The organism is Pseudomonas sp. NBRC 111131 (genome assembly GCF_001320525.1).
In the GTDB taxonomy this organism is placed as follows: Bacteria; Pseudomonadota; Gammaproteobacteria; order Pseudomonadales; family Pseudomonadaceae; genus Aquipseudomonas; species Aquipseudomonas ceruminis.
Map to the genome: position 1 here is coordinate 81,418 of NZ_BCBH01000017.1, position 23,882 is coordinate 105,299.

General features: G+C 63.7%; 23 protein-coding genes. 8 read left to right on the forward strand and 15 right to left on the reverse strand.

Features of this window, described 5'->3' with window-relative positions:
• Positions 1-95: 95 nt before the first annotated feature.
• From plsB to APH34_RS16660, 3 genes are all read left to right on the forward strand, one after another.
• Positions 96-2,582 (forward strand): glycerol-3-phosphate 1-O-acyltransferase PlsB, encoded by a 2,487-nt coding sequence (gene plsB / locus APH34_RS16650; RefSeq protein ID WP_054902130.1) that lies wholly within the window; start codon positions 96-98, stop codon positions 2,580-2,582.
• Between the two features lie 76 nt (positions 2,583-2,658).
• Positions 2,659-3,057, forward strand: coding sequence for a YbaY family lipoprotein (locus APH34_RS16655; protein ID WP_054902131.1), 399 nt, complete (start codon positions 2,659-2,661; stop codon positions 3,055-3,057).
• A gap of 33 nt (positions 3,058-3,090) precedes the next feature.
• Complete coding sequence (locus APH34_RS16660) at positions 3,091-3,777, forward strand: DUF4197 domain-containing protein (protein ID WP_054902132.1); 687 nt, start codon at positions 3,091-3,093, stop codon at positions 3,775-3,777.
• A 105-nt stretch (positions 3,778-3,882) separates the two neighbouring features.
• Here the strand turns inward: APH34_RS16660 and APH34_RS16665 are convergent, their stop codons facing one another.
• Both APH34_RS16665 and APH34_RS16670 read right to left on the reverse strand, forming a co-directional pair.
• A complete protein-coding gene (locus tag APH34_RS16665) occupies positions 3,883-6,942 on the reverse strand; it encodes an efflux RND transporter permease subunit (protein ID WP_054902133.1) in 3,060 nt (1,019 codons plus the stop codon).
• A 6-nt stretch (positions 6,943-6,948) separates the two neighbouring features.
• Positions 6,949-8,049 (reverse strand): efflux RND transporter periplasmic adaptor subunit, encoded by a 1,101-nt coding sequence (locus tag APH34_RS16670; protein ID WP_054902134.1) that lies wholly within the window; start codon positions 8,047-8,049, stop codon positions 6,949-6,951.
• 169 nt (positions 8,050-8,218) lie between these two features.
• Between APH34_RS16670 and APH34_RS16675 the strand changes: the two genes are divergently transcribed.
• Positions 8,219-8,860, forward strand: a complete 642-nt coding sequence (locus APH34_RS16675) for a TetR/AcrR family transcriptional regulator (protein WP_054902135.1) — start codon at positions 8,219-8,221, stop codon at positions 8,858-8,860.
• A gap of 122 nt (positions 8,861-8,982) precedes the next feature.
• Here APH34_RS16675 and APH34_RS16680 read toward each other — a convergent pair whose 3' ends face one another.
• Complete coding sequence (locus APH34_RS16680) at positions 8,983-9,759, reverse strand: class I SAM-dependent methyltransferase (protein WP_054902136.1); 777 nt, start codon at positions 9,757-9,759, stop codon at positions 8,983-8,985.
• A gap of 104 nt (positions 9,760-9,863) precedes the next feature.
• Between APH34_RS16680 and APH34_RS16685 the strand changes: the two genes are divergently transcribed.
• Complete coding sequence (locus tag APH34_RS16685; protein ID WP_054902137.1) at positions 9,864-10,484, forward strand: hypothetical protein; 621 nt, start codon at positions 9,864-9,866, stop codon at positions 10,482-10,484.
• Between the two features lie 2 nt (positions 10,485-10,486).
• Here the strand turns inward: APH34_RS16685 and APH34_RS16690 are convergent, their stop codons facing one another.
• From APH34_RS16690 to ppc, 7 genes are all read right to left on the reverse strand, one after another.
• Entirely contained in the window at positions 10,487-11,176 is a 690-nt protein-coding gene (locus tag APH34_RS16690) for an extensin family protein (RefSeq protein WP_054902138.1), read from the reverse strand.
• Between the two features lie 6 nt (positions 11,177-11,182).
• A complete protein-coding gene (locus tag APH34_RS16695; protein ID WP_054902139.1) occupies positions 11,183-12,013 on the reverse strand; it encodes an oxaloacetate decarboxylase in 831 nt (276 codons plus the stop codon).
• 30 nt (positions 12,014-12,043) lie between these two features.
• Positions 12,044-12,913 carry a DUF72 domain-containing protein gene (locus APH34_RS16700; RefSeq protein WP_054902140.1) on the reverse strand — a complete coding sequence of 290 codons (870 nt, stop codon included), beginning with the start codon at positions 12,911-12,913 and terminating at the stop codon, positions 12,044-12,046.
• A 3-nt stretch (positions 12,914-12,916) separates the two neighbouring features.
• Positions 12,917-13,204, reverse strand: coding sequence for a hypothetical protein (locus APH34_RS16705; RefSeq protein ID WP_054902141.1), 288 nt, complete (start codon positions 13,202-13,204; stop codon positions 12,917-12,919).
• A 130-nt stretch (positions 13,205-13,334) separates the two neighbouring features.
• Positions 13,335-14,009 (reverse strand): tRNA (adenosine(37)-N6)-threonylcarbamoyltransferase complex dimerization subunit type 1 TsaB, encoded by a 675-nt coding sequence (gene tsaB / locus APH34_RS16710; protein ID WP_054902142.1) that lies wholly within the window; start codon positions 14,007-14,009, stop codon positions 13,335-13,337.
• Between the two features lie 322 nt (positions 14,010-14,331).
• The gene (gene adk, locus APH34_RS16715; protein WP_054902143.1) at positions 14,332-14,982 is read right to left on the reverse strand and encodes an adenylate kinase; all 651 of its coding nucleotides are present in this window, start codon (positions 14,980-14,982) and stop codon (positions 14,332-14,334) included.
• Positions 14,983-15,239: 257 nt separating this feature from the next.
• Positions 15,240-17,867 (reverse strand): phosphoenolpyruvate carboxylase, encoded by a 2,628-nt coding sequence (gene ppc / locus APH34_RS16720; protein ID WP_054902144.1) that lies wholly within the window; start codon positions 17,865-17,867, stop codon positions 15,240-15,242.
• A 170-nt stretch (positions 17,868-18,037) separates the two neighbouring features.
• On the opposite strand from ppc, the gene APH34_RS16725 reads away from it, so the two are divergent.
• The 3 genes from APH34_RS16725 to APH34_RS16735 all read left to right on the forward strand — a co-directional run bounded on the left by APH34_RS16725 (position 18,038) and on the right by APH34_RS16735 (position 19,911).
• On the forward strand, positions 18,038-18,370 hold the full coding sequence (locus APH34_RS16725; RefSeq protein ID WP_054902164.1) for a hypothetical protein: 333 nt from the start codon (positions 18,038-18,040) through the stop codon (positions 18,368-18,370).
• 288 nt (positions 18,371-18,658) lie between these two features.
• Positions 18,659-19,072 (forward strand): DUF4398 domain-containing protein, encoded by a 414-nt coding sequence (locus APH34_RS16730; RefSeq protein WP_054902145.1) that lies wholly within the window; start codon positions 18,659-18,661, stop codon positions 19,070-19,072.
• Positions 19,073-19,122: 50 nt separating this feature from the next.
• Positions 19,123-19,911 (forward strand): OmpA family protein, encoded by a 789-nt coding sequence (locus APH34_RS16735; RefSeq protein WP_054902146.1) that lies wholly within the window; start codon positions 19,123-19,125, stop codon positions 19,909-19,911.
• A 92-nt stretch (positions 19,912-20,003) separates the two neighbouring features.
• Here the strand turns inward: APH34_RS16735 and APH34_RS16740 are convergent, their stop codons facing one another.
• The 5 genes from APH34_RS16740 to APH34_RS16760 are packed head-to-tail and all read right to left on the reverse strand — an operon-like array spanning position 20,004 to position 23,821.
• Complete coding sequence (locus APH34_RS16740) at positions 20,004-20,330, reverse strand: hypothetical protein (RefSeq protein WP_054902147.1); 327 nt, start codon at positions 20,328-20,330, stop codon at positions 20,004-20,006.
• Positions 20,327-21,250 (reverse strand): alpha/beta hydrolase, encoded by a 924-nt coding sequence (locus APH34_RS16745; RefSeq protein ID WP_054902148.1) that lies wholly within the window; start codon positions 21,248-21,250, stop codon positions 20,327-20,329. Before APH34_RS16745 ends, APH34_RS16740 begins: the two co-directional genes overlap by 4 nt.
• Complete coding sequence (locus APH34_RS16750; protein WP_054902149.1) at positions 21,222-22,499, reverse strand: flavohemoglobin expression-modulating QEGLA motif protein; 1,278 nt, start codon at positions 22,497-22,499, stop codon at positions 21,222-21,224. Before APH34_RS16750 ends, APH34_RS16745 begins: the two co-directional genes overlap by 29 nt.
• Positions 22,500-22,537: 38 nt before the next feature.
• Positions 22,538-23,086: a hypothetical protein gene (locus tag APH34_RS16755; protein WP_054902150.1), complete on the reverse strand. Its 549-nt coding sequence runs from the start codon at positions 23,084-23,086 to the stop codon at positions 22,538-22,540.
• Between the two features lie 30 nt (positions 23,087-23,116).
• Positions 23,117-23,821, reverse strand: coding sequence for a TetR/AcrR family transcriptional regulator (locus APH34_RS16760; protein WP_054902151.1), 705 nt, complete (start codon positions 23,819-23,821; stop codon positions 23,117-23,119).
• Positions 23,822-23,882 lie beyond the last annotated feature (61 nt).

A 23,882-nucleotide genomic window follows, 5' to 3' on the forward strand; every position in this document is an offset into this window, starting at 1 on the left:
GCACCCATCACTGCAGGATTTTGCTGAACTTACGCAGATACGGCAGACTAATTGACTGCACATTCACCTGAAATCACACCCAGGGCACACACCCCATGACCCGTTCCCCCCTGCGCCGCCTGATCTTCGGCGCTTTGCGTCGCCTGTTGTACCTGTGGGTGCGCTCCGAGACCATCAACCAGTCGTCTCTGAGCCTGCAGCTCGACCGCAGCCGCCCTGTTTTCTATGCCCTGCCATCGCCTTCGCTCACCGACCTTGCCGTGCTCGATCACGAATGCACCAAGGCCGGGTTACCACGCCCGGTGCTGCCGGTCGCGGTAGGTTCACTTCACGAGCCTGCCGGGTTCTTCTACCTCACTCCCGCCCCGGACTGGCTCGGCCGCCAGGACAAACGCGGTGCGCCACCCACCCTCGAACGCGTGGTCGCAGCCGTGGCCCAGCATGCCGAAGAAGACGCCCAGATCATTCCGGTCAGCGTGTTCTGGGGCCAGACGCCCGCCAGTGAATCCAGCCCGTGGAAGCTGCTGTTCGCCGACAGCTGGGCGGTCACCGGCCGCCTGCGCCGGCTGCTCACCATCCTGATTCTGGGGCGCAAGACCCGCGTGCAGTTCTCGGCGCCGATGCATGTCCGCGAACTGGTGCAGCACAACAAAGGCCACGAACGCACCGTGCGCATGGCCCAGCGCCTGATGCGCGTGCATTTTCGCAACCTCAAGGCCGCGGTCATCGGCCCGGACATCTCTCACCGGCGCAATCTGGTCAAAGGCCTGGTGCATGCCCCACTGGTCCGCCAGGCCATCACCGAGCAAGCGCAGCGCGAGAACATCCCCCTGGCCAAAGCCGAGGCGCAGGCGCTGCGCTACGGTAACGAAATCGCCTCGGACTACACCTACACGGCGATCCGCTTCCTCGAAGTGGTGCTGAGTTGGTTCTGGAACAAGATCTACGACGGCATCAAGGTCAACCACATCGAGCAAGTGCAAGGCATCGCCCCCGGCCATGAAGTGATCTATGTGCCGTGCCACCGCAGCCACATTGACTATCTGCTGCTGTCCTACCTGCTGTTCCGCAACGGCCTGACGCCGCCGCACATCGCTGCGGGCATCAACCTCAACATGCCGGTGATCGGCGGCTTGTTGCGCCGGGGCGGCGCATTCTTCATGCGTCGCACGTTCAAGGGCAACCCGCTCTACACCGCGGTATTCAACGAATACCTGCACACCCTGTTCACCAAAGGGTTCCCGGTAGAGTACTTCGTCGAGGGCGGACGCTCTCGCACCGGGCGTATGCTTCAGCCACGAACCGGGATGTTGGCGATCACCCTGCGCAGCTTCCTGCGCTCCTCGCGCACGCCGATCGTCTTCGTGCCGGTGTACATCGGCTACGAGCGGGTGCTCGAGGGCCGCACCTACCTGGGCGAATTGCGCGGTGCCAGCAAAAAGAAGGAATCGATCTTCGACATCTTCAAAGTCATCGGCGCACTGAAGCAGCGTTTCGGCCAGGTCTACGTCAACTTCGGCGAACCGATCCGCCTGGCGGGCTTTCTCGACCAACAGCAACCCGGCTGGCGCGAACAGGCGCTTGGCCCGCAGTTCCGCCCTGCCTGGCTCAACGAGGCCACCACCCGCCTGGGCGAAACCGTGGCTCGTCACCTCAACGAGGCTGCGGCGGTCAACCCCGTCAACCTGGTGGCACTGGCATTGCTCTCCACCAGCCGCCTGGCCCTGGACGAAAACGCTCTGAACCGGGTGCTGGACCTGTACCTGACCTTGCTGCGCAAGGTGCCGTACTCCGAGCACACGACCCTGCCAGAGGGTGACGGCAAGGCGTTGATCGAACACGTCAGGGGCATGGACTTGCTGGCCGAGCAAAACGACGCTCTGGGCCGCATCCTTTACCTGGATGAAGCCAACGCGGTCCTGATGACCTATTACCGCAACAACGTCCTGCACATCTTTGCCCTGCCGGCGCTGTTGGCGAGTTTCTTTCACAGCAGTTCGCGAATGAGCCGCCAGTTGCTTGGCCAGTACGTGCAGGCGTTGTACCCGTACCTGCAGGCCGAGCTGTTCCTGCGCTGGGCGCCCGAGCAACTGGACGCGGTGATTGACCAGTGGCTGGCGGCACTGGTCGAACAGGGCCTGCTGCGCCAGGAAGGCGATGTCTACATACGCCCGGCACCGAGCTCGCGGCAATTCGTCCTGCTGACCTTGCTCGCCCGCACCGTTACCCAGACGCTGCAGCGCTTCTACATGGCCACGTCGCTGCTGCTCAACAGCGGGCAGAACACCCTCAGTGCCGAGGCGCTGGAAGACCTGTGCGTGATGATGGCCCAGCGCCTGTCGATCCTGCATGGCCTGAACGCCCCGGAGTTCTTCGACAAGACGTTGTTCCGCCACTTCATCCAGACCTTGATCGAACAAGGTGTGCTGCGCCCGGACAGCAACGGCAAGCTGGGTTACCACGACAAGCTTGGCGAACTTGCCGAGGGCGTAGCCAAGCGCGTGTTGTCGGCTGAGCTGCGCCTGTCGATTCGCCAAGTGGCGCTGCACCGCGAGGACTCGCTGGAAGCATCGATCATCTAGGGCTTCATCGGCAGGAAAAATCCGCTAAAGTCCCTGGGGTTGGCCACAAGCCAGCTCCAAGGACAACGGAGATTCCATGAAAAAGCTCGTTATGCTGTGTTGCGCATCCCTGCTCGCGGCCTGCTCCAGCCACACCCCGTCGACCCAGGCCAGCCTGGATGGCGAAGTCTTCTACCTGCAGCGCATCGCGCTGCCGCCCGCCGCCACCTTGAGCGTGGAACTGCAAGATGTGTCGCTGATGGACGCCCCCGCCGTGACCCTGGCCCGCCAGGCCGGCCCGGTCAAAGGCAACGTGCCGCTACCGTTCCACCTCACCTATGATTCGGCCCAGGTCAAGCCCGGCCACCGCTATGCGGTCAGTGCCCGGATCGAACTGGACGGCAACCTGCTGTTCATCAATACCGAACACCACGGCGTTGCGCTCGATGGCAGCGATGCGCAGCCAGTACGGGTCAAAGTCGACCCAGTGCGCTGATTTCCGCCTACTTCTGTTGAAAAGGAACGCTTCATGATCCGCTCCTCCCTGCGCTTCACTGCGCTGTGCGCCGGCCTGCTGCTGTCAGCCAGCGCGCTGGCCCTGTCGCTTGGCGACCTGAGCCAGAAAGACGCCACCGGTGGCCTGAAAGACGCCCTCACCCAGGGTGCCCAGATCGCCGTCAAGCAATTGAGCACCCCCGGCGGTTTCAGCAACAACCCGGATGTACGCATCGAACTTCCAGGCAACCTCGGCAAAGCCGCCAAAGCCATGAAGATGTTCGGCAAGGGTGACCAGGTCGAAGCCCTGGAAACCAGCATGAACAAGGCCGCCGAAGCAGCGGTCCCGCAAGCGCAGGCAATCCTGGTGAATGCGGTGAAGAACATGAGCGTGACCGATGCCAAGGGCATTCTCAGCGGCGGTGACGATTCGGCCACCCAGTACCTGAACAAGAGCAGCCGCGAACAGATCCGCGCCAAGTTCCTGCCCATCGTCAAGCAAGCCACCGACAAGGTCGGCCTGGCCCAGCAGTACAACAGCTTCGCTGGGCAGGCCAAGGGCCTGGGGCTGATCAAGGACGATGCCAACATCGAGAACTACGTGACCGAGAAAGCCATGGACGGGCTGTTCGAGATGATCGGCAAGCAGGAACAGAGCATCCGCCAGAACCCGGCACAGGCGGCCACCAGCCTGGCCAAGAAGGTGTTTGGCGCCCTCTGATCGCCAATGGGCTGCTTGGCAGCCCATTCACTGGGCCCACGCCACAGAGTCCTGTAGGAGCGGGCTTGCCCCGCGATGGAGGGCAACGCCCTCCCCCTTATACCCTCAACCTTTCCTAACCCTAAACCAAGCCGCATACAATGCCGGCAGGAACAGCAAGGTCAGCGCCGTGGCCACAATCAGCCCCCCCATGATCGCCACCGCCATCGGCCCGTAGAACACACTCCTCGACAACGGAATCATCGCCAGCACCGCCGCCAGTGCCGTCAGCACGATCGGCCTGAAGCGCCGCACGGTAGCCTCGATGATCGCCTGCCAACGGTCCAGCCCCGAAGCAATGTCCTGTTCGATCTGGTCCACCAGAATCACCGAGTTGCGCATGATCATCCCTGCCAGGGCAATGGTGCCGAGCATGGCGACGAACCCGAACGGCTGGCGGAACACCAGCAGGAACAGGGTCACGCCGATCAGCCCCAAGGGCGCGGTGAGGAACACCATCACCGTGCGCGAGAAACTGCGCAGCTGGATCATCAGCAAGCTCAGCACCACGACGATGAACAGCGGCATGCCGGCATTCACTGACTTCTGCCCGCGCTCGGCATCCTCTACCGTGCCCCCCACTTCCAGCAGGTAACCATCCGGCAGCCTGGCCTTGATCTCGTTCAAGGTTGGCTCGATCTGGCGCACCAAGGTCGCCGGTTGCTCCTTGTCGTAGATATCGGCGCGCACGGTTACCGTCGGCAGGCGGTTGCGGTGCCAGATAATGCCTTCCTCGAAGCCATATTGCAGGGTCGCCACTTGCGACAGCGCGACGCTCTGGCCGTTGTCCGTGGGCAAGGCCAGGCTGCCAAGGTTACCCAGCTCGCTGCGCTCCTTCAGCGTGCCGCGCAGAAGGATCTCGATCAGCTCGTCGTCCTCGCGGTACTGGCTGACCGTGGTGCCGGTCAGCGAGCTTTGCAGGAAGCTGGCCAGGTGCGCGGTGCTCACCCCCAGGGCACGAGCCCGGTCCTGATCGATTTCCAGGAATACCGCCTTGCTTGGCTCCTCCCAGTCCAGGTGCACATTCACCACATGGGGATTCTCGCGCACCTTGTCGGCCACCTCGCGGGCCAACGCGCGGGCCTTCTCGATATGCTCGCCGGTAACCCGGAACTGCACCGGGTAGCCCACGGGCGGGCCGTTTTCCAGGCGGGTGACGCGGGCACGCAGGTCGGGGAATTGCTGGTCCACGGTGTCGATCAGCCAACTGCGCAGGCGCTCCCGATCCTCCATCGACTTGGCCAGCACCACGAACTGGGCAAAGCTGGCCGCCGGCAGTTGCTGGTCCAGCGGCAGGTAGAAGCGTGGCGACCCAGTGCCGACATAGGCCACATAGTTGTCGATGCCCTCCTGCTGCTTGAGCAGCGCTTCCAGTTGTTTGACCCGTTCGGTGGTGTTGGCCAGCGACGCGCCTTCGGCCAGCTTCAGATCGACCATCAGCTCCGGGCGCCCGGATGCCGGGAAGAACTGCTGGGGCACGAAACGGAACAACAGGATGCTGCCGACGAACGCTGCGACGGTCAGCAGGATGACCGTCTTGCGCCGACGCACGCACCATTCCACCACACGCCGCACGCGCTGGTAGAACGGGGTGGCATAAGGGTCTGGCGCGCCGTCCCCATGGCGGGCCGCATGCAACTTTGCCAGGTCAGGCAACAAACGTTCGCCCAGGTAAGGCACGAACACCACAGCCGCTACCCAGGAGGTCAACAGCGCAATGGTCACGACCTGGAAGATCGAACGGGTGTACTCACCCGTGCTCGAGGCGGCAGTAGCGATGGGCAGGAAGCCGGCGGCGGTAATCAGGGTGCCGGTGAGCATCGGGAAGGCCGTGCTGGTCCAGGCGTAACTGGCCGCCTTGAGGCGGTCGAAACCCTGCTCCATTTTGATCGCCATCATCTCCACGGCAATGATCGCGTCGTCCACCAGCAAGCCCAAGGCCAGCACCAGCGCCCCGAGGGAGATCTTGTGCAGACCAATGCCGAAGTAATGCATGGCAGCGAAGGTCATGGCCAGCACCAGGGGGATAGCCAGGGCCACTACCAGCCCGGTGCGCAAGCCGAGCGAGAAGAAGCTCACCAGCAGGACGATCACCAACGCTTCGATCAGCACCTGGACGAACTCGCCTACGCCTGCCTTGACCGCAGCGGGCTGGTCGGAAACCTTGCGCAGCTCCATGCCGGCCGGCAGGTTGCGCGCCAGGCGTTCGAACTCGCCTTCCAGGGCCTTGCCCAGTACCAGGATGTCGCCGCCATCTTTCATCGACACCGCCAGCCCAATGGCATCCTCGCCCATGAAGCGCATGCGCGGTGCGGGAGGGTCGTTGAAACCACGGTGTACGTCAGCCACATCACCGATGCGGAAGGTGCGGTCACCGACACGGATGGGGAACTGTCTGATCTGGTCAACGCTGGCGAAACGCCCACTTACCCGCAACTGCAGGCGCTCGCTAGGCGTCTCGAAGAAGCCCGCGGTGCTGACGGCGTTCTGTTCACGCAGCGCTTGCTGCACGGCCTCCAACGGCACGCCAAGGGTGGCCAGCTTGAGGTTGGACAGTTCGATCCAGATCTTCTCGTCCTGCAGGCCGAGCAGCTCCACCTTGCCCACATCCTTGACCCGTTGCAGCTGGATCTGGATACGGTCGGCATAGTCCTTGAGCACCGCATAGTCGAAACCGGCGCCGATCAGTGCGTAGAGGTTGCCGAAGGTGGTGCCGAATTCGTCGTTGAAGAACGGCCCCTGGATTTCAGGCGGCAAGGTGTGGCGAATGTCCGCGACTTTTTTGCGGATCTGGTACCACAGCTCGGGAATGTCCTTGGAATGCAACGAGTCGCGGGCCATGAAGGTCACCTGCGACTCACCGGGCCGGGAGAACGAGACGATCTTCTCGTACTCACCGGTTTCCATCAGTTTCTTCTCGATGCGCTCGGTGACCTGGCGCGACACTTCCTCGGCGGTGGCGCCCGGCCACAGGGTGCGGATGACCATGGCCTTGAAGGTAAAGGGCGGGTCTTCGCTCTGGCCAAGCTTGGTGTAGGACATGGCGCCAATTGCCGCCAGCAGGATCATCAGGAACAGCACGATCTGGCGATTACGCAGCGCCCAGGCGGAAAGGTTGAAACCCATCGGGACTTACTCCTTGGCCGTCAGGTTCACAACGCGGTTGGTGCGGTCCACAGGCCGCACCTCCTGCCCTTCTCGCAACACATGGCCGCCAGCGGCGACCACCCAGTCGCCAGGATTCAAGCCTTCGAGTACCGGTACAGTTTCGCTGCCATACGGCCCCAGGCGCACAACGGCCCGCTCGACACGGCGTTCCTGGTTGACCCGCCAGACATAGGCCTGCCCGTCTTCAGCGGTAACCGCCGACAACGGCACCGCCAGTGGGACCATCCCGTCATGGGCGATGAACACCCGCGCGCTCTGGCCCAGTTCGGCCGGTGCCTTGACCGAGGTGAAGGCGATGCGAGCGGCAAAGGTGCGCGAACGAGGGTCGGCAGCAGGTGACAATTCACGGATGCGCCCCGGGAACCGCTCATTGGGGTGCGACCACAGCTCGACGCTGACCGGCTGGCCCACGGCGAAGCGGGCGAACTGCTGTTCCGGCAGGCTGATGGCCACTTCCCGCTCACCGTCCGCGGCCAGGGTGAAGACTGTCTGCCCGGCGGCAACCACCTGGCCGACCTCGACCTGGCGCTTGGCTATGACACCCGCCTGCGATGCACGCAATACGGCGTATTCGGCCTGGTTGCCGGCCACCTCGAACTCGGCCTTCGCCTGCTTCAGCCGCGCCTGGCCGGCACGGAACAGGTTTTCGGCATTGTCGTACTGCGAGTGGCTGACCATCTGCCGGTCCAGCAGCTTCTGGTAGCGGTCACGCTCGGCACGCACCAGCGCCAGGTTGGCCTCGGCGCCCGCCAGTTGGGCGCGGTTGGCTTCCAGTTGCAGGCGCACGTCCTGGGGGTCGAGTTCAGCCAGCGGCTGCTCGGCGTTCACCCGTTGGCCCTCTTCGACCAGGCGCTTGGTGACCTTGCCGGCGATACGAAATGCCAGTTCCGGCTCGAGCCGCGCCCGTACTTCACCGGGGTAGCTGTCCGCCGCGGCTTGCGCCGGCTGCGGCTGAACGACCAGCGCCGGGCGAGGTGCTGCTGGCGGAGCGGCTTGCTGGCCACAGGCTGTCAGGAGCAGCGTGGCGGCAACGGGCAGAGCGAGGGACAAGGCATGACGCAACATGATGAATCCTTTCGCGACGGGCGCATCGAATATTTATACTGGCGAGTATATTAAGTCAGGGAACCGAAGCCGGGAAGCCAGCGTCGGAAAGAAAATCACCCTCAGCGATTGGTCGTTCCTTGCAGCCGGAAGCCGCCTTAGCCGGTAAGATGAGCGCCTTCTCACCCAGATGCGGACTCCAATGCCCAACGACGCACCCATCGGCCCCGGCCGGCCCAAGGACCTCGCCAAGCGCGAGGCGATCCTCGAAGCCGCCAAGACACTGTTCCTCAGCCTTGGCTATGCCAACACCAGCATGGATGCGGTCGCTGCGGCGGCAGGTGTTTCAAAACTCACCGTGTACAGCCACTTCAACGACAAGCAGACCCTGTTCAGTTCGGCGGTAATGGCGACCTGCCAGAACCAACTCCCCGACCTGATCTTCGAGTATCCCGAAGGCGCGGCGGTGGAGGACGTGCTGCTGAACATTGCACGCAGCTTCCAGGCGCTGGTCAGCAGCGACGAGGCAGTCAAGCTGAGCCGGCTGATCATGGCCCTGGGCAGCCAGGACCCGGGGTTTGGCGAATTCTTCTACGAAGCGGGACCCAAACGGGTGCTGGCAGGCATGGAAGCGCTGCTGCGCGGGATTGATGAGCGTGGGCTATTGCGCATTGCCAACCCATTGCAGGCGGCCGAGCATTTCTTCTGCCTGGTCAAGGGTGCACCCGATTATCGGTTGTTGCTGGGGTGTGCGGGGCCACTGGAGCGGGACGAGGCCGAGGCGCATGTGCGCGAGGTGGTGGGGGTGTTCTTGCGAGCGTTCCACCCTTGAAAGATCTACCGCTTGACGTGTGCGCCCCCCTATAGGAGCAGCCTTGTGCTGTGCAGGGCCGCAAAGCGGCTCCAGCACTATTCGCGACACCGCAAGAGCGCCTGAGGCGCTCTGCGTGCAGGCTAGCCCTTCAACGCCTTCTTCGGGTAGATGTCATACCGGCTCGACTTGCCCTCCAGGCTATGGCTGGGCTTGGGCCCGTCGATGATCGGCGCCTTGCGTGGGCGCTTGACCACGACCCGGTGGCTGGCCAGGGCCAGAGCGGCCTCGAGCAAAGCCGGGGCATCCAAGTCATCACCCACCAATGGCCGGAACACGCGCATCTCCTTTTTCACCAAGGCGCTCTTGTCCCGGTGCGGGAACATCGGGTCGAGGTAGATCACCTGCGGCGCCTCCCCTTCCCAGGCGCGCATGCGCTCGATGGCGTTTCCCGTCAACAGGCGCATGCGCCCGACGATAGGCCCCACCTCTTCATCCGATCGCGCCCGCGCCAGGCCATCCTCCAGCAGCGCGGCAACCAGCGGCTGGCGCTCGATCAGGGTCATCTGGCAGCCCAGGCTGGCCAGCACGAACGCATCCTTGCCCAACCCAGCCGTAGCATCGAGCACCTGCGGCCGGACACCTTGGGCAATACCCACGGCCTTGGCGATCATCTGGCCGTTGCCACCGCCAAACTGGCGGCGGTGCGCGGCCTGGCCTTCAACGAAGTCCACACGCACCGGCCCAGGCGCCTGCGGGCCCAGTTGCTGGATCTGCAGGCCTTGAGCACCTACCTGTACGGCGAAGCCGGCGGTAGCGTCCTGCAGCGGCAGGCCCAGGCGCTCGGCCCATGCCGTAGCCTGTTGCGCGTACTCAGCCGACATCGCTTCGACCCTGATCCCCGTGCCTTGCTCTTCCATCGTCCACACCTAAAAAATCAAACCAAGCCCTTAATGAATCGGCAGCATCGGCCGATACAGGCAATATCCCGCTATTCTGCCAGAGCACAACGCGCGCGACTGCCATGACAGATACTCTTCCCATCGGCTTGACCTACCTGTCGCCTGTCGGCAACTACGGTCGGCAGAATACCCAGGCACTCGGGGGCGTCAGCCACCTGTGGCAGGATTTCTTCGCCCGTGCCATGGCCGAACAGCAAGGGGATGGGACAGACAGCGTCAGCCAGGCGCTGATGCAATACGACAAAGACAGCGGCGAGCCACTGGGCGGGGCCAAGGCCCTGGCCCTGATTGACGCCCAGCGCGCTTGCCCAGTGCACGACACCATCGTTGCGCCACCCGAGCCGCTGTTCCTGCCCAAGGCCGAACTCGAGGCCAACCTGCTCGAACCTGCCCCAGAGCCCTTCAGTGCTGCCGAACTGATCCAGCAACAGCGCCAGCTCGACCTCAGCAACAGCTGGTTGCGCCCGGTGGTCATGAGCCAGGGCCACCCACTGCCTGAACCTGGCCCGGGGCCGTCACCGCGTCCGCTGCACCTGCCGATCGCCGAGTTGGAAATGAACCTGCTCGACCCGGCGCCAGAACCCTTCGACGACGCGTCAATAGCCAAGCAGCAGAACGACCTGGAATTCGACATTCACTGGGCACGTCCAGTGGTGCTGAACAACGTCCGCGTCCACGCCTGAGATCAGCGGCACGCCTGCCAGCGCCCCATGTCCAGGTGAAAGTGGTTGTGGTGGGCGGCATTGTAGTCCGGGCCCAGCACCGTACTGAAGCTTTCGCACGCCGCCTGTTGAACCTCGCGCAGAAACTGCGCCTTCTGCCCACCGGCCTGCCAGTCCCGCGCCAGCACGATGCGCTCACCGCCCTGCAGGCGAAAGCCGCTGATGTCCAGGGCATTGGCCGTGGCGTGCTGGCTCAGCCGCCCCTGCTTGCGGTGGTAGACGTTGCGGCAAGCGAAGCTGCCCAGGTGCTCGACCTGCGCCACGGGCTCGCCGAATACCCTTTGCGCCGCGGGTTGCAGGCCGTGCACCTCGAACAAGGCATACGCCACCGCCAGCGGGCAGGTGGCGAGAAAACTGCTGCCCAGGCGCGCCTGCCCCCGCTCGATACGCCACACATTGCGCAGCGGGCAGTTGGCCGTTGCCGGGCTGTCGGCCTGCGCCTTGAAGCGCAGATCGCTGGTTTCCAGCGCCTGGCGACACAACCCTGGATCGTCGCGCAGGCGTGCCAGCTTGTAAGGGGTCAACAGGTTGGGTGGCTGGCGCACATCCAGCACCGCCCAAGGGTTCCAGGCGTCCGGCAGGCGCCAGCCATGGTGCCAGGCCAGGCCCGCCGCGATCAGCAGCAGCCCACCCAGCCAAGCCAGTGTGCGCACGCCGCCTCAGCGGCGGAACAGGTCGTTGAGCTGGGCGAAGGGCAACGCCTGCTCCCCATAACCGAACGTACCTTGATCGCGTATCTCCAGCGCCGCGCGCTGGAGTGCCCCGAGTGCCACGCGGGCCAACGACGAGCCTACGCTGATACGGCGCACGCCCAGGTCCTGCAACTGGTTGACGCTCAGCGGCACGCCTGCCAGCCCCATCAGCACGTTCACCGGTTTCGGCGCCACGGCCTGCACCACCGCACGGATCTCGTCAACGCTGCGCAGCCCTGGCGCATACAGCACATCGGCGCCCGCCTCGGCATAGGCCTGCAGGCGCAGGATGGTGTCGTCCAGGTCCATGCGCCCGTGCAGCAGGTTCTCCGCACGGGCACAGAGCGTGAACGGGAATGGCAAGCTGCGCGCGGCCTGCACGGCGGCACGCACCCGCTCCACCGCCAGGCCGAAGTCATAGATAGGCGCATCGCTGTGGCCACTGGCATCTTCGATCGACCCTCCCACCAAGCCCGTTTCGGCGGCGCGCAGAATGGTCTGGGCGCAGGCCTCGGGCAGGTCGCCAAAGCCATTTTCCAGATCGGCCGCAACCGGCAGGGCCGTCGCATCAACGATATGCCCGGCGTTGTCGAGTGTTTCATCCAGGCTCAAGGCGCCCTCGGCGTCCGGCCGCCCGAGGCTGAAGGCGAGGCCCGCACTGGTTGTGGCCAGCGCCTCGAAGCCAAGGCTTGCAAGGAGCTTGGCGGAGCCGGCATCCCAAGGGTTGGGGATGACGAAGGCGCCATCACGCTCGTGCAGCGCCTTGAAGGCTTCAGCGCGCAGGGTTTGTACATCCATGGTCACAACCTCCGGGTGGTCGGGGAAAGATCAGAGTAGTCCCAGTTGTTCGACCTCAGGGGCGCGCGGCAATTCCGGCAAAGCCGCCAGGCCAGGCAGGCGGGCCATCAGCCGCTGATGGAAGCGCTGGGCCAACGCGGCAGCCAGGCGATTGTCAGAGGTATGCAGAAAGACATAGGGGCTGCGCCCCTCCTCTACCCAGCGGGCGACCTTTTCCACCCACGGCGTGAGGAAGGGTTCGTTGGCTTCGAGTTCGGGGTGGCCGATGAAACGCACCTGCGGGTGCTGACTGAACGCCGCCGGGCGCGGCGGCACTTTGGGTTTCTTGGCCTGGGCATGAAGCACGGCAGGTTCGCGCGAGGCGCAACTGAACAGTGCACGCGGGTCCAGGCAGATGCGCTCCACGCCACGTTCATGCAGCAAGCGGTTGAGCAGGCGCTCTTCTTCACCTTTGGCGAAGAACGCCTGGTTGCGCACCTCCACCGCCACCGGTACCCCAATCTGATCGAGAAAGGCGCCCAGCTCTGCCAAACGCGCTGGGCCGAACTGGGCCGGCAGTTGCAGCCAGTACGGCGATACCCGCTGGCCAAGCGGCGCCAGCAGCCGTGTGAAGTCGAAGGCTGACTCGAGCCGGTCACGCAGGTCGCCCTCGTGGCTTACGTCACCGGGGAACTTCGCGGTAAAGCGAAAGTGCGCAGGCATCACCTGAGCCCAGCGTGCGACGGTAGCCGGCGCAGGGCGGGCATAGAAGGTGGTGTTACCCTCCACCGCGTTGAACACCTGGCTGTACAGACCCAGGAACTCGTTGGTGCGGGCATCAGCGGGATACAGATAGTCGCGCCAGGCGTTTTCACTCCACGACGGACAACCGAGAAAATAAGGCAGGTGGGATAGAGTCATCCCTCAAATGTACAGGTCGAGCCCCAGTACTTCCATTTCCCAGTCAGTAAAGCCTGCAGTACTGAGGTAACTGGCAAGGGCGGTTGCCGTGCGCCGATCGCGAGCGCGAGGGAACACCATGTCCTGCTGGCGAGCTGGCAAACCTCCCGAACGGGGACGTGGAGTCGCCTCCTGGGCGGCGTCCCCCTCTTCGATCAGTTCGCCATCGTCAATCGTCTCATCGCGCACCGGCGCCTTTCGCGGCATGCGCTTGATGGGATAAGACTGCGATGAGAAACCGTCGATACGCATGAATGAGTACTCAGGACCAGTGATGGCAATTTAGCAGCATCCGGCCCGCGCCGCTAATGCTCCCGTGATAACTGGACCACACTTCGCAGCAAAGGTCTTATCGTCAAGTGCGATAACCGACGAACAGCACTCAACGTGCCTTGGGGGTGGCGACGTTGTCACGCAGGTAGACCGGCTGCGCCTGCTCGGCGGCGATGGCCTCGCCGCGGGCCCAGGCGAAATTGGCCAGGGTGAGAATATCCAGGGCATTGGGCAACGCCGCGGGGTTGCTGGCACTGGCCTGCACCGCCAACTGCTCGGCGTAGCTCCAGCCCGTGCCGGCGCCGAACCATTGACCATGGCTGCCCTCTGGCAACGCCACGCGCTCCGGCGGCAGCACCGCCTCCAGCCCTTGCAGGCGCATCTCCCCGGCCACCGCCTGGTAGCAGCCCCAATAGACTTCGCCCATACGAGCATCAATCGCCGCTGCGACTTGCTGCACGCCTTGTTCACGCAGAGCGCCCTGAGCCAGTGCCGCCAGGTTGGAGACCGGCAAGACCGGGCGCTCCAATGCAAAAGCCAGACCCTGCACTACACCTATGGCAATACGCACGCCGGTGAAGGCGCCAGGGCCACGGCCAAACGCGATAGCGTCGAGGTCGTTCAAGGCCACCCCGGCATCCGCCAGCAACTGCTTGATCATTGGCAGCAGCTTTTGCGCATGCATGCGCGGGATCACCTCGTAATGGCTGGTTACCTTGCCATCATGCAGCAGCGCAACGGAACAGGCTTCGGTGGCGGTATCCAGGGCCAGCAGGGTGGTCATCGAACGGGTATCCAGGTGCGAATGAAAAGAGCGGCAGTATAGAGCAGCAGCGGCGTTGTGTCCCGAGGGGGCGCTGTGCGGCCCTTGTAGGAGCGGCCTTGTGCCGCGATGGGGCGCAACGCGGCCCTTGTAGGAGCGGCCTTGTGCCGCGATGGGCCGCAACGCGGCCCCACGATTTCAGCTTCGCCGCAGAAATTGCCGGGGCCGCTTTGCGGCCCATCGCGGCACAAGGCCGCTCCTACAAGGGCCGCGGCGGGCCGTGGATTGCAGCCCTGAAACGACAACGGCCCGCAAGCGGGCCGTTGTGACGCACGGTGATGGATCAGCTCAAAGCAGCCAGCACCTTGGTGGTGATCGAGTCGACCGAACCTACGCCTTCGATGTGGCTGTACTTGGGCTTGCCGGCGTTGGCGGCCGAGAGCTTCTGGTAGAACTCCACCAGCGGCTTGGTCTGGCTGTGGTAGACCGAGAGACGATGACGCACGGTTTCTTCCTTGTCGTCGTCACGCTGAATCAGGTCTTCGCCTGTAACGTCGTCCTTGCCTTCCACTTTCGGCGGGTTGTACTGAATGTGGTAGGTACGGCCCGAGGCCGGGTGCACGCGGCGGCCAGCCATGCGGCCAACGATCTCTTCGTCGTCCACGGCGATCTCGACCACGGCGTCGATGTCGACACCGGCAGCGACCATGGCTTCAGCCTGCGGAATGGTGCGTGGGAAACCGTCGAACAGGCAGCCGTTGGCGCAGTCCGGCTGGGCGATGCGCTCCTTGACCAGGCTGATGATCAGCTCGTCGGAAACCAACTGGCCGGCATCCATGACTTTCTTGAGCTCCAGGCCCAACGGGGTGCCGGCCTTGACGGCGGCACGCAGCATGTCACCGGTGGAGATCTGTGGAATACCGAACTTCTCGGTGATGAACTTTGCCTGAGTACCTTTACCGGCCCCGGGAGCTCCCAGCAGAATTACGCGCATCTCGTGCTCCTCAAATTTTTTTATGAAATTCAATGGATTCGGCGACCAGGGCCAAGTCCGGAAAATCGGGTATGACCATAAATCGGTCAGAAGGCTGCTCAAGATACACAGCGCCCGGCAGCCAGACAAGCGTCCCAAAGGTGCAGGAATGTCCCACGCGCACGCTGGGTTGCGGGTGGTTGCGCCCGGTGCAACCACCCTCCCGACACTGCCTCGGCCGATCCCACGCCACTGGGTACAGGCGCAGCCTCTTGACCTCAGCCGGTGTTGCGCAAGCCCGCGGCAATCCCGGCCACCGTCACCAGCAAGGCCTGCTCCAATGGGCTGTCCAGAGCGGCTTCACGGCTGCGCGAACGGGCCAGCAACTCAGCCTGCAGGCGGTGCAGTGGGTCCAGATAGGTGTTGCGCAGACTGATGAATTCCAAGGTTTCAGGGCTGTGCGCCAGTAGCACCGGCTGCCCCGTCAAGCCCAGTACCACCTGGCAGGACTGCGACAATAGGTCGCGCAAATGCGCCCCCAAAGCAAGCAAGCCCGGTTGCACCAGACGTTCGTCGTAGGCCTCGGCGATTTGCGCGTCGGCTTTGGCCAGCACCATTTCCAACATGTCGATGCGGGTGCGGAAGAACGGCCACTGCTCACGCATCTGCGCAAGCAACTCGCCTTGCCCACGGGCCAGGGCATTGTTCAGGGCCGTTTCCCAGCCCAGCCAGGCTGGCAACATCAGGCGCGTCTGGGTCCAACCGAAAATCCACGGAATCGCGCGCAGGCTTTCGATACCGCCAGCGCGCCGCTTGGCCGGTCGGCTGCCCAGCGGCAGCCGCCCCAACTCCTGCTCCGGCGTGGATTGGCGGAAGTACTCGACAAAATCTGGGTTCTCTCGCACAACGGCCCGGTAGGCCTTGACGCCATCGGCGGCCAGCTGGTCCATCAGCGCACGCCAGGCAGGCTCCGGCGGTGGAGGTGGCAACAAGGTGGCTTCCAGCACCGCTGCCAGGTAAAGGTTGAGGTTCTGCTCGGCGATGCCCGGCAAGCCGAACTTGAAACGGATCATCTCGCCCTGCTCGGTGGTGCGAAAACGCCCCGCCACCGAGCCCGGCGGCTGCGACAGGATTGCCGCGTGGGCTGGGCCACCCCCTCGGCCGACGGTACCGCCACGGCCGTGGAACAACAGCAGCTCGACCTGATGCTCGCGGCAGATGCGTACCAAGTGCTCCTGGGCGCGGTATTGCGCCCAGGCCGCCGCTGTGGTGCCGGCATCCTTGGCCGAGTCGGAGTAGCCGATCATCACCTCCTGCGGCCCGCGCAACCCGGCGCGATAGCCCGGCAGGCCCAGCAACCGCTCCATCACCGGCCCGGCGTTGTCCAGGTCGGCCAGGGTTTCGAACAACGGCACCACCCGCATGGGCCGAGTCAGGCCAGCTTCCTTGAGCAGCAACTGCACCGCCAGCACATCGGATGCGGCACCCGCCATCGAGATGACATACGAGCCCAGCGATGCCCCTGGCGCTGCGGCGATTTCACGACAGGTGGCGAGCACCTCGGCGGTGTCAGCCTGGGGATGGAAATGCGCTGGCAGCAGTGGCCGACGGTTTTTCAGTTCGGTTTGCAGAAACGCGATACGGGTGTCTTCGTCCCAATCGGCATAGCTACCAAGGCCCAGGTAATCAGTGATCTCCGACAGCGCATCTCGGTGTCGTGCTGCATCCTGGCGTACGTCCAGGCGGCCCAGGAACAGCCCGAAGGTTACCGCCCGGCGCAGGCTGTCCAACAGTGGGCCATCGGCGATCACACCCATGCCGCATTCATGCAGCGAGTGATAGCACAGCTCCAGCGGGGCGATCAGGTCGCGGTTGTCCACCAGCACGTCGGCGCTGGCCGGCTGGCTGCTGGTCAATGCCGAATGGGCCCAGGCACGCGTCGCCCGCAAGCGGTCACGCAGTTGCTTGAGCACGGCGCGGTATGGCTCGGCGCTGTCCCCCACCCGCTCGCGCACCGCACTGCTGGCCTGCTGCATCGACAGCTCAGCGGCCAACGCGTCAATGTCACGCAAGAACAGGTCGGCAGCCATCCAGCGTGCCAACAGCAGCACCTCACGGGTAACGGCGGCGGTGACGTTGGGGTTGCCGTCACGGTCGCCGCCCATCCAGGAGGCGAAGCGGATGGGTGCGGCTTCCAGCGGCAGGCGCAGGCCGGTGGCCTCGAACAACGCCTTGTCGACCTTGCGCAGATGGTTGGGTATGGCCTGCCACAGGGAATGCTCGATAACTGCAAAACCCCACTTGGCTTCATCCACCGGGGTCGGCCGGGTGCGGCGGATTTCTTCAGTGTGCCAGGCCTCGGCGATCAGCCGTCGCAGCCGCTCACGCACCTGCTCACGCTCGCCGCAGGTCAAGTCACGATGGTCTTGCACCGCCAACTGGCCGGCGATGGCATCGTACTTCTGGATCAACGTGCGCCGCGCCACTTCGGTCGGATGCGCCGTAAGCACCAGTTGGATATCGAGCTTGGCCAGTTGCCGAGACAGGGCATCGTCCTTGTGCCCGGCCTGCTTTAAGCGCGCCAGCAATTCGGGCAGGACGCGGGCTTCGAAAGGCTCGGGCTGCTCGGTATCACGGCGGCGAATCAACTGGTACTGCTCAGCGATGTTGGCCAGGTTGAGGAACTGGTTGAAAGCCCGCGCCACCGGCAGCAGGTCTTCTTCGGCAAGGTCGGCCAGGGTCGAGCTCAGTTGCTCGCCCGCGCTGCGGCGGTCGGCCTTGGCACTGTGGCGGATGTCCTCGATCTTCTGCAGGAACGCCTCACCGTGCTGCTGGCGAATGGTCTCGCCGAGCAACTCCCCCAACACATGGACGTCTTCACGCAGGCGTACATCGATATCGGTCATTGGCCCTCTCTTCGGCGCGGCTCGCCCGCGCTCTGTTCAGAAAACAGCACGGGTTCAAGAGTGCCCACAGGCGGGGTCCCATGGCAAGCCACGATCAGGCAAAGCAAACTAAAGTGAGAGCACGACAGTCCGATGCAATGCAGCCTTTGCAGGCGTTTACAGAGGTCATCATGAAAATCCGCGAACTCGCCCAGCACTGGGAACAGAATGCCGCCGGCACCTTGAGCCCAACCGGCCATACCTTGCACCTGGACCTCGAATCGGAGGCCAGGCTGGCCGCGCTCATCGACATGTACCCCAAGCGCACCGCTGAGGAGCTGCTCGGTGAACTGGTTGCTGCCGCGCTGGAAGAACTGGAAGCCAGCTTTCCTTACGTACAGGGCCAGAAGGTCATTTCTACCGACGAAGAGGGCGACCCGCTGTACGAAGACATAGGCTCTACTCCGCGCTTTCTGGCCTTGTCACGGCGCCATCTGCAAGCACTGAGCAACACCGACGAATAACCTGCGCATGGGCCGTTGCGAAGCTGTTCGCCAGCCCGCAACGGGCCACGCACCTACACGGTTTTATCGGCACGCAGGCGCCGTGATAAGTGACTTATTAGTCACAAATTCCCGCTCAAAATTGGCAATTTTTTCTGAACTATTCTAAAAAGCTATCAGTCACAGCCAATAGCCATCACGCTAAAACCCTGCACACCTGCGTTGTGCACCGTTAGGCTGAAACACCGCGGAATGTCAGGGATTGAGCGATGGACTGCTACGGACATCGTCGTTATCAGGAGTGATCCAATGGAGCTGACCACCATGAAGACCCGCACTTCAAAACTTTCATCCACTCATGTGCGCGGGTTCAAGCTGGCCGCGCTGGCCCTGGGCAGTAGCCTGGTCCTGGCCGGCTGTGCGGGCAACCCGCCCACCGAGCAGTACGCCGTTACCCAGTCCGCCGTGAACTCTGCCGTCAGCGCTGGCGGTACTGAGTACGCTGCCGTTGAAATGAAAGCGGCACAGGACAAGTTCAAGCAGGCCGAAATCGCCATGCATGACAAAAAGTACGACGACGCCAAGCGTCTGGCCGAACAGGCCGAATGGGACGCTCGCCTCGCCGAACGCAAGGCCCAGGCGGCCAAGGCCCAGAAGGCCGTGCAGGATGCCCGCCAGGGCGTTCAGGACGTACGTGAGGAAGGCCTGCGCAGCGCTCAGTGAGCCCTGCCCCGCCTGCCTTAGCCTTCGCACTCGATCAAAGGATGAACACTATGCGCAATTACGTCATGATTCCCGCTCTGCTGGCCCTGAGCGTCGGCCTCGCTGCCTGCTCGCACGACCCGAACGCCAACCTGGAATCGGCCCGCACCAACTTCTCGGCGCTGCAGAGCGATCCACAATCGAGCAAAGTCGCCGCCCTTGAAACCAAGGACGCCCAGGACTGGCTGAACAAGGCCGACAAGGCCTACATGGACCGTGAAGACACCAAGAAAGTCGACCAGCTGGCCTACCTGACCAACCAGCGCGTCGAAGTGGCCAAGCAGACCATCGCCTTGCGTACCGCCGAAAACGAGCTGAAAAACGCCTCCGCCCAGCGCGCACAGGCCAAGCTCGATGCACGCGATGCGCAGATCGCCAAGCTGCGGGACAGCCTCAACGCCAAGCAGACCGACCGTGGCACCCTGGTGACCTTCGGCGACGTGCTGTTCGATTTCAACAAGGCCGAGCTCAAGAGCAGCGCCTTGCCCAACGTCACCAAGCTGGCTCAGTTCCTTCAGGAAAACCCTGAGCGCAAGGTGATCGTCGAGGGTTACACCGACAGCGTAGGTTCGGCCAACTACAACCAGACCCTCTCGGAGCGTCGCGCCGGTGCCGTGCGCATGGCACTGGTACGTGCTGGCGTCGACCCGGCGCGCATCGTCGCCCAGGGCTATGGCAAGGAGTATCCGGTAGCGGACAACTCCAGCAACTCTGGCCGTGCGCAAAACCGTCGCGTGGAGGTGACCATCTCCAACGACAACCAGCCAGTGGCACCGCGTTCGGTAAGCCAAGCGCAATAAGCCTGGTTAGCTGAAAGCAGAACCCCGCCGTGATGGCGGGGTTTTTTATGGGCGACCTTTCCAAAAGCCAGGCGCGCCTGGGTACACGTCGCTCACTGTTGTTGTTGCGGGGTTTCTTCCCCCATGCAACGCACAGCCCGTTTGCGCTCGTCCACCAACACACCCGTCAGGCCTTTTTGCTGGGTATCGAACAGCACCAGCACGCCGTCGATACACTGCGCGACCTGCGGCGCAGGGTCCAACGACACCTTGTAATCCTCCCCTGGCACGGTCTTGAGCATCGTGAACTCTTGCAGCAGCAGGGCATCCTCGGGCTTTGCGAAATGCAGGTAGCCGTAGTACCAAAGGGCCCCCACCGTCACGATGATGCTGCCGACACCGGTCAGGATCAGCGGGATGGCGTTGCGTTCTTCACTCATTGCTTATTCTTCTCGTCAGGGTAATTGGGCACTTCGGCAAGTCGCCGCAGGCCGTTGAAATGGCTCGGGTCATCGAGAAAGCGCAGCATCACCTGGCGCCACACCGGGTCGGCGAAGGTCTGCACGTGACCGCCCCGCGTCAGTTGCAGCACCCGCGGCGGCGGTGCGTGCTGGTAAAGGCGGATAGCGTTGTCCATGGGCACCAGGTCGTCGTCGATGCTGTGGAAGAACAGCTTGGGAGGGCTGCTCAGGCGCTCGATCGAGCGGATCGCGCTGTCGCCGTCCGGCACCAGCCACGACAGCGGCACCTGCAGCGGCCAGGTCATCCATGACGTGCTCAGGGCGAAACGCCCTACATCCCGGTAACTGGCCGGCACACCGTCGAACACCAGTGCGCTGAAGCGCTGGCGTTGTTCCGGATGGGCCGCCAGGTAATGAATGGCCATCGCGCCGCCGAGGCTCTGGCCCAGCAGCACCAAGGGCTTGCCCTTGACCTCCGGGGCCTGGTCAAGCCAGGCCATGGCCGCTGCGATGTCCTCGTAGACCTGCGGCAGGCTGGGCTTGCCCTGGGACAGCCCATAGCCTCGATAATCGATCATCAGGACCTGATAACCCCGCTCCGGCAACCAGTAGCTGCCGCCCAAGTGCCCGGCGAGGTTGCCGCCGTTGCCATGCAAGTGCAGGACCGTGCCCTTGGCCTGGACGCCTGCCTTGGCCGGCAGCCACCAGCCGTGCAGGCGGATGCCGTCGGCAGTTACAAGGGTGACATCACGGTACTCGAGCCTGGCCCGCTCAGGGGTGAACGGCTGGCCCGGCTCCGGGTAGAACAACAGGCTGCTGCAGCCACCCAGGCCCAACAACGCCAAGCTCAGGGCCAGGCAACGGCAGCATTCAGAGAATGTTCGCGTAGTCGGCTTCAATACGGTCCAGGCTCAAGTGGTTGAGGAAGTTGGAGAAGCACATCCATGCCGACAGCGCATTGAGGTCACGGAACTGCTCCGGCAGGTACTTGGGCGGCTCGACCAGCCCCTCTTCGACCAGCTGGCGCAAGGTGCGCATGTCTTCAAGGGTGGTCTTGCCGCAGAACAGCAGCGGAATCTGCTCGAGCTTGCCTTTCTTCACAGCCAACTGAATGTAGTTGTAAACCATGATGAAGCCCTTGAGGTAGGACAAGTCCTTGGTGAATGGCAGGCCATCGGGCACCGAGCCGCGGAACACCCGGCTGGCATTGCTGTAGCTCTGCGCCATCTCGAAGCCCTGGGCGCGGAAGAACTCGAAGATCTGCAGAAAATCGGCGCCCTCCTCGACCATGTGGATGGCGCGGGTCCGGTTGGTGAGCTTGCGCAGGCGGCTGGGGTAGGAAGCGAAGGCAATCACCTCCATGAGAATCGCCAGGCCTTCCTGGGTCACCGTCGACGAAGGCGGCCCTTTGGCCAGGAAGGTGCAGATCGGCTGGTTGAGGCCGTTGAGCGTGGTGCCCACGTGCACCAGCCCTTCATGCACCTCCAGCGCCCGCACGTCGCGGCTGTTGAACATGGCGTCGGCACGGACCTTGATGTAGTCGGCACCCGCCGCCGCATCGGCAACAATCCCATCGGACTCGAATACGCGGATGGTTTCCTCGGCCTCGCCGAACACCTTGTTCAGGCGGCGCTGGAGAATATCCACGGCCTCCTTGGCGGTCAGGTTCTTCGGTTCATCCTTGAGGTCGCCACGGCCATCGATGTTGTTCAGGTAGTCCGACAGCATCAGGCCCAGGTCGGCCAGGGTCGGGTCACCGGCGTGGAAGGCGTCGGAGGCGGCGCCGTACAGTTCCTGAGAGATCAGCCCGAAGTCCTCGGTGCCGCGTGCTTCGAGCATACGCACCACCATGCGGTACTCCTTGCACATACGCCGCATAATCTGCCCGACCGGGTTGAACTGGCCCAGCCGTCGGGTGATGTCGCGCTCGATGCTCTGGAATTCGGCCTTGACCGCGCTGGAATCGAACGCCAGCGGGCGCGACTGGTAATAGGCACGGTCCACCGCCGGCGGCTCCTTGCCCTTGGCCTTGAGGAAGCCCTGGCGGATGTTGTCATCCCACTTCACCGCATCAAGCACACGGATCGGGGTTTGCGCCGCCACGATGCGGTCGGACAGTGCGCGGATGGTCTGCTGATACTCGTCCACTCAGGACTCCTTGCATGCCGGCAAAAACGCCGGCAGGGTCATTTGCCGCTGCGCTGGAAGCGCGCCACCTCGACGAACAGGTCGGAGTTGGCCGGGTCATCCAGATACGCCAGCACGCGCGCCGACGGGCTGTCGATCAGCACGCCGTCACCGTTGTCCTCGGGCACTTCGACGCTGCGCCCGGTCAGTTCCTTCTTCTCGACCGCCTGTTGCACCTGCTCGACGTCAAGGTTGTAGACCACCAGTTCCTTGCCATCGACGATATCGAAACCACCAATCAGGAAGTTGCCACCCAGGCGCTTGGGCACACCGGCCGAAATGTACCAGCGGTTGCCGTGGCGCGACACGGTGAAGACATATTCTTCAGGCTTCTTACCCTTGGCGGTCGCCACGGCCTTGTAGGCATCGCCGCCCGTGCGGCTGATGACCAGCTTCAGGGGCTCGCCCCAGGCATCCTTGCTGCTCCACTTGCCCAGCAACGCCTTGGGCGCCGCCTGATTGCTCGGCAGCGGCTCGTGGAAGGTCACCAGACAACCGCCCAGCAGCAGGAATGACAACGTCAACAACACCACACGCCAGGCTTTCATCAGGTTCTCCTTGAAAAGTTCGCACCAGGCTCAGGCCGATGCCAACACCAGGTGAAGGTAACGGGTAAGCATAGCGAGCATCTGCCCATCGGCTTGCGCATCGGCATCCTTGAGCAGGCCCTGATATTCCATCTGCTCGATAATCGCCGTCAACATCTGGGCGTCCTGCTCCGGTTGTTGCGAGCCGACCACCTGCAACAGCTGCCGTGTGCCATGCAGCAGAATCTGCTCATGGGCGCGCACCAGTTCGGCCAGGCGCGGGCATAGCAGCGCCTCTTGGCGAAAGGCCTGCTCGGCCATGAGGAAGTCGCGGCGGTTGAGCAATTGCCGCGAAACGTAGTCGGCGGTCATGCGCGCCACTTCGTCTGCCAGCCGTGCCCGAGATTGCGCGCTGCTGTCGCCCTGGGCAAGCAGCTGGCGCAAGACCACCTCCGTGTTGGCCCAGAGCTTGGCCATATAGGCCGCGCTGCGTTCGACGTACTGGGCGAAGGTATCGGTGAGCAGGTCCTCGATATCCTTGAAGTAGTAAGTGGTGGCCGACAACGGCACACCGGCCTCGGCGGCCACCGCACGGTGGCGCACCCCGCGCACGCCATCACGCACGACAATGCGCATGGCGGCATCGAGGATCAGCTGGCGGCGCTGCTCGCTGCCTTGGCGGGCGGTCTTGCGACCCTGGTACTGCACGCTTTCGGCGACGGCGGTGGCGATGCCGGCGGCGCCCTGGTGAGGCATGGCGGGTGTCACGGGGGGTACCTCATGGGTCAGTACAAACAACATAAAGCTTCAGGCAAGA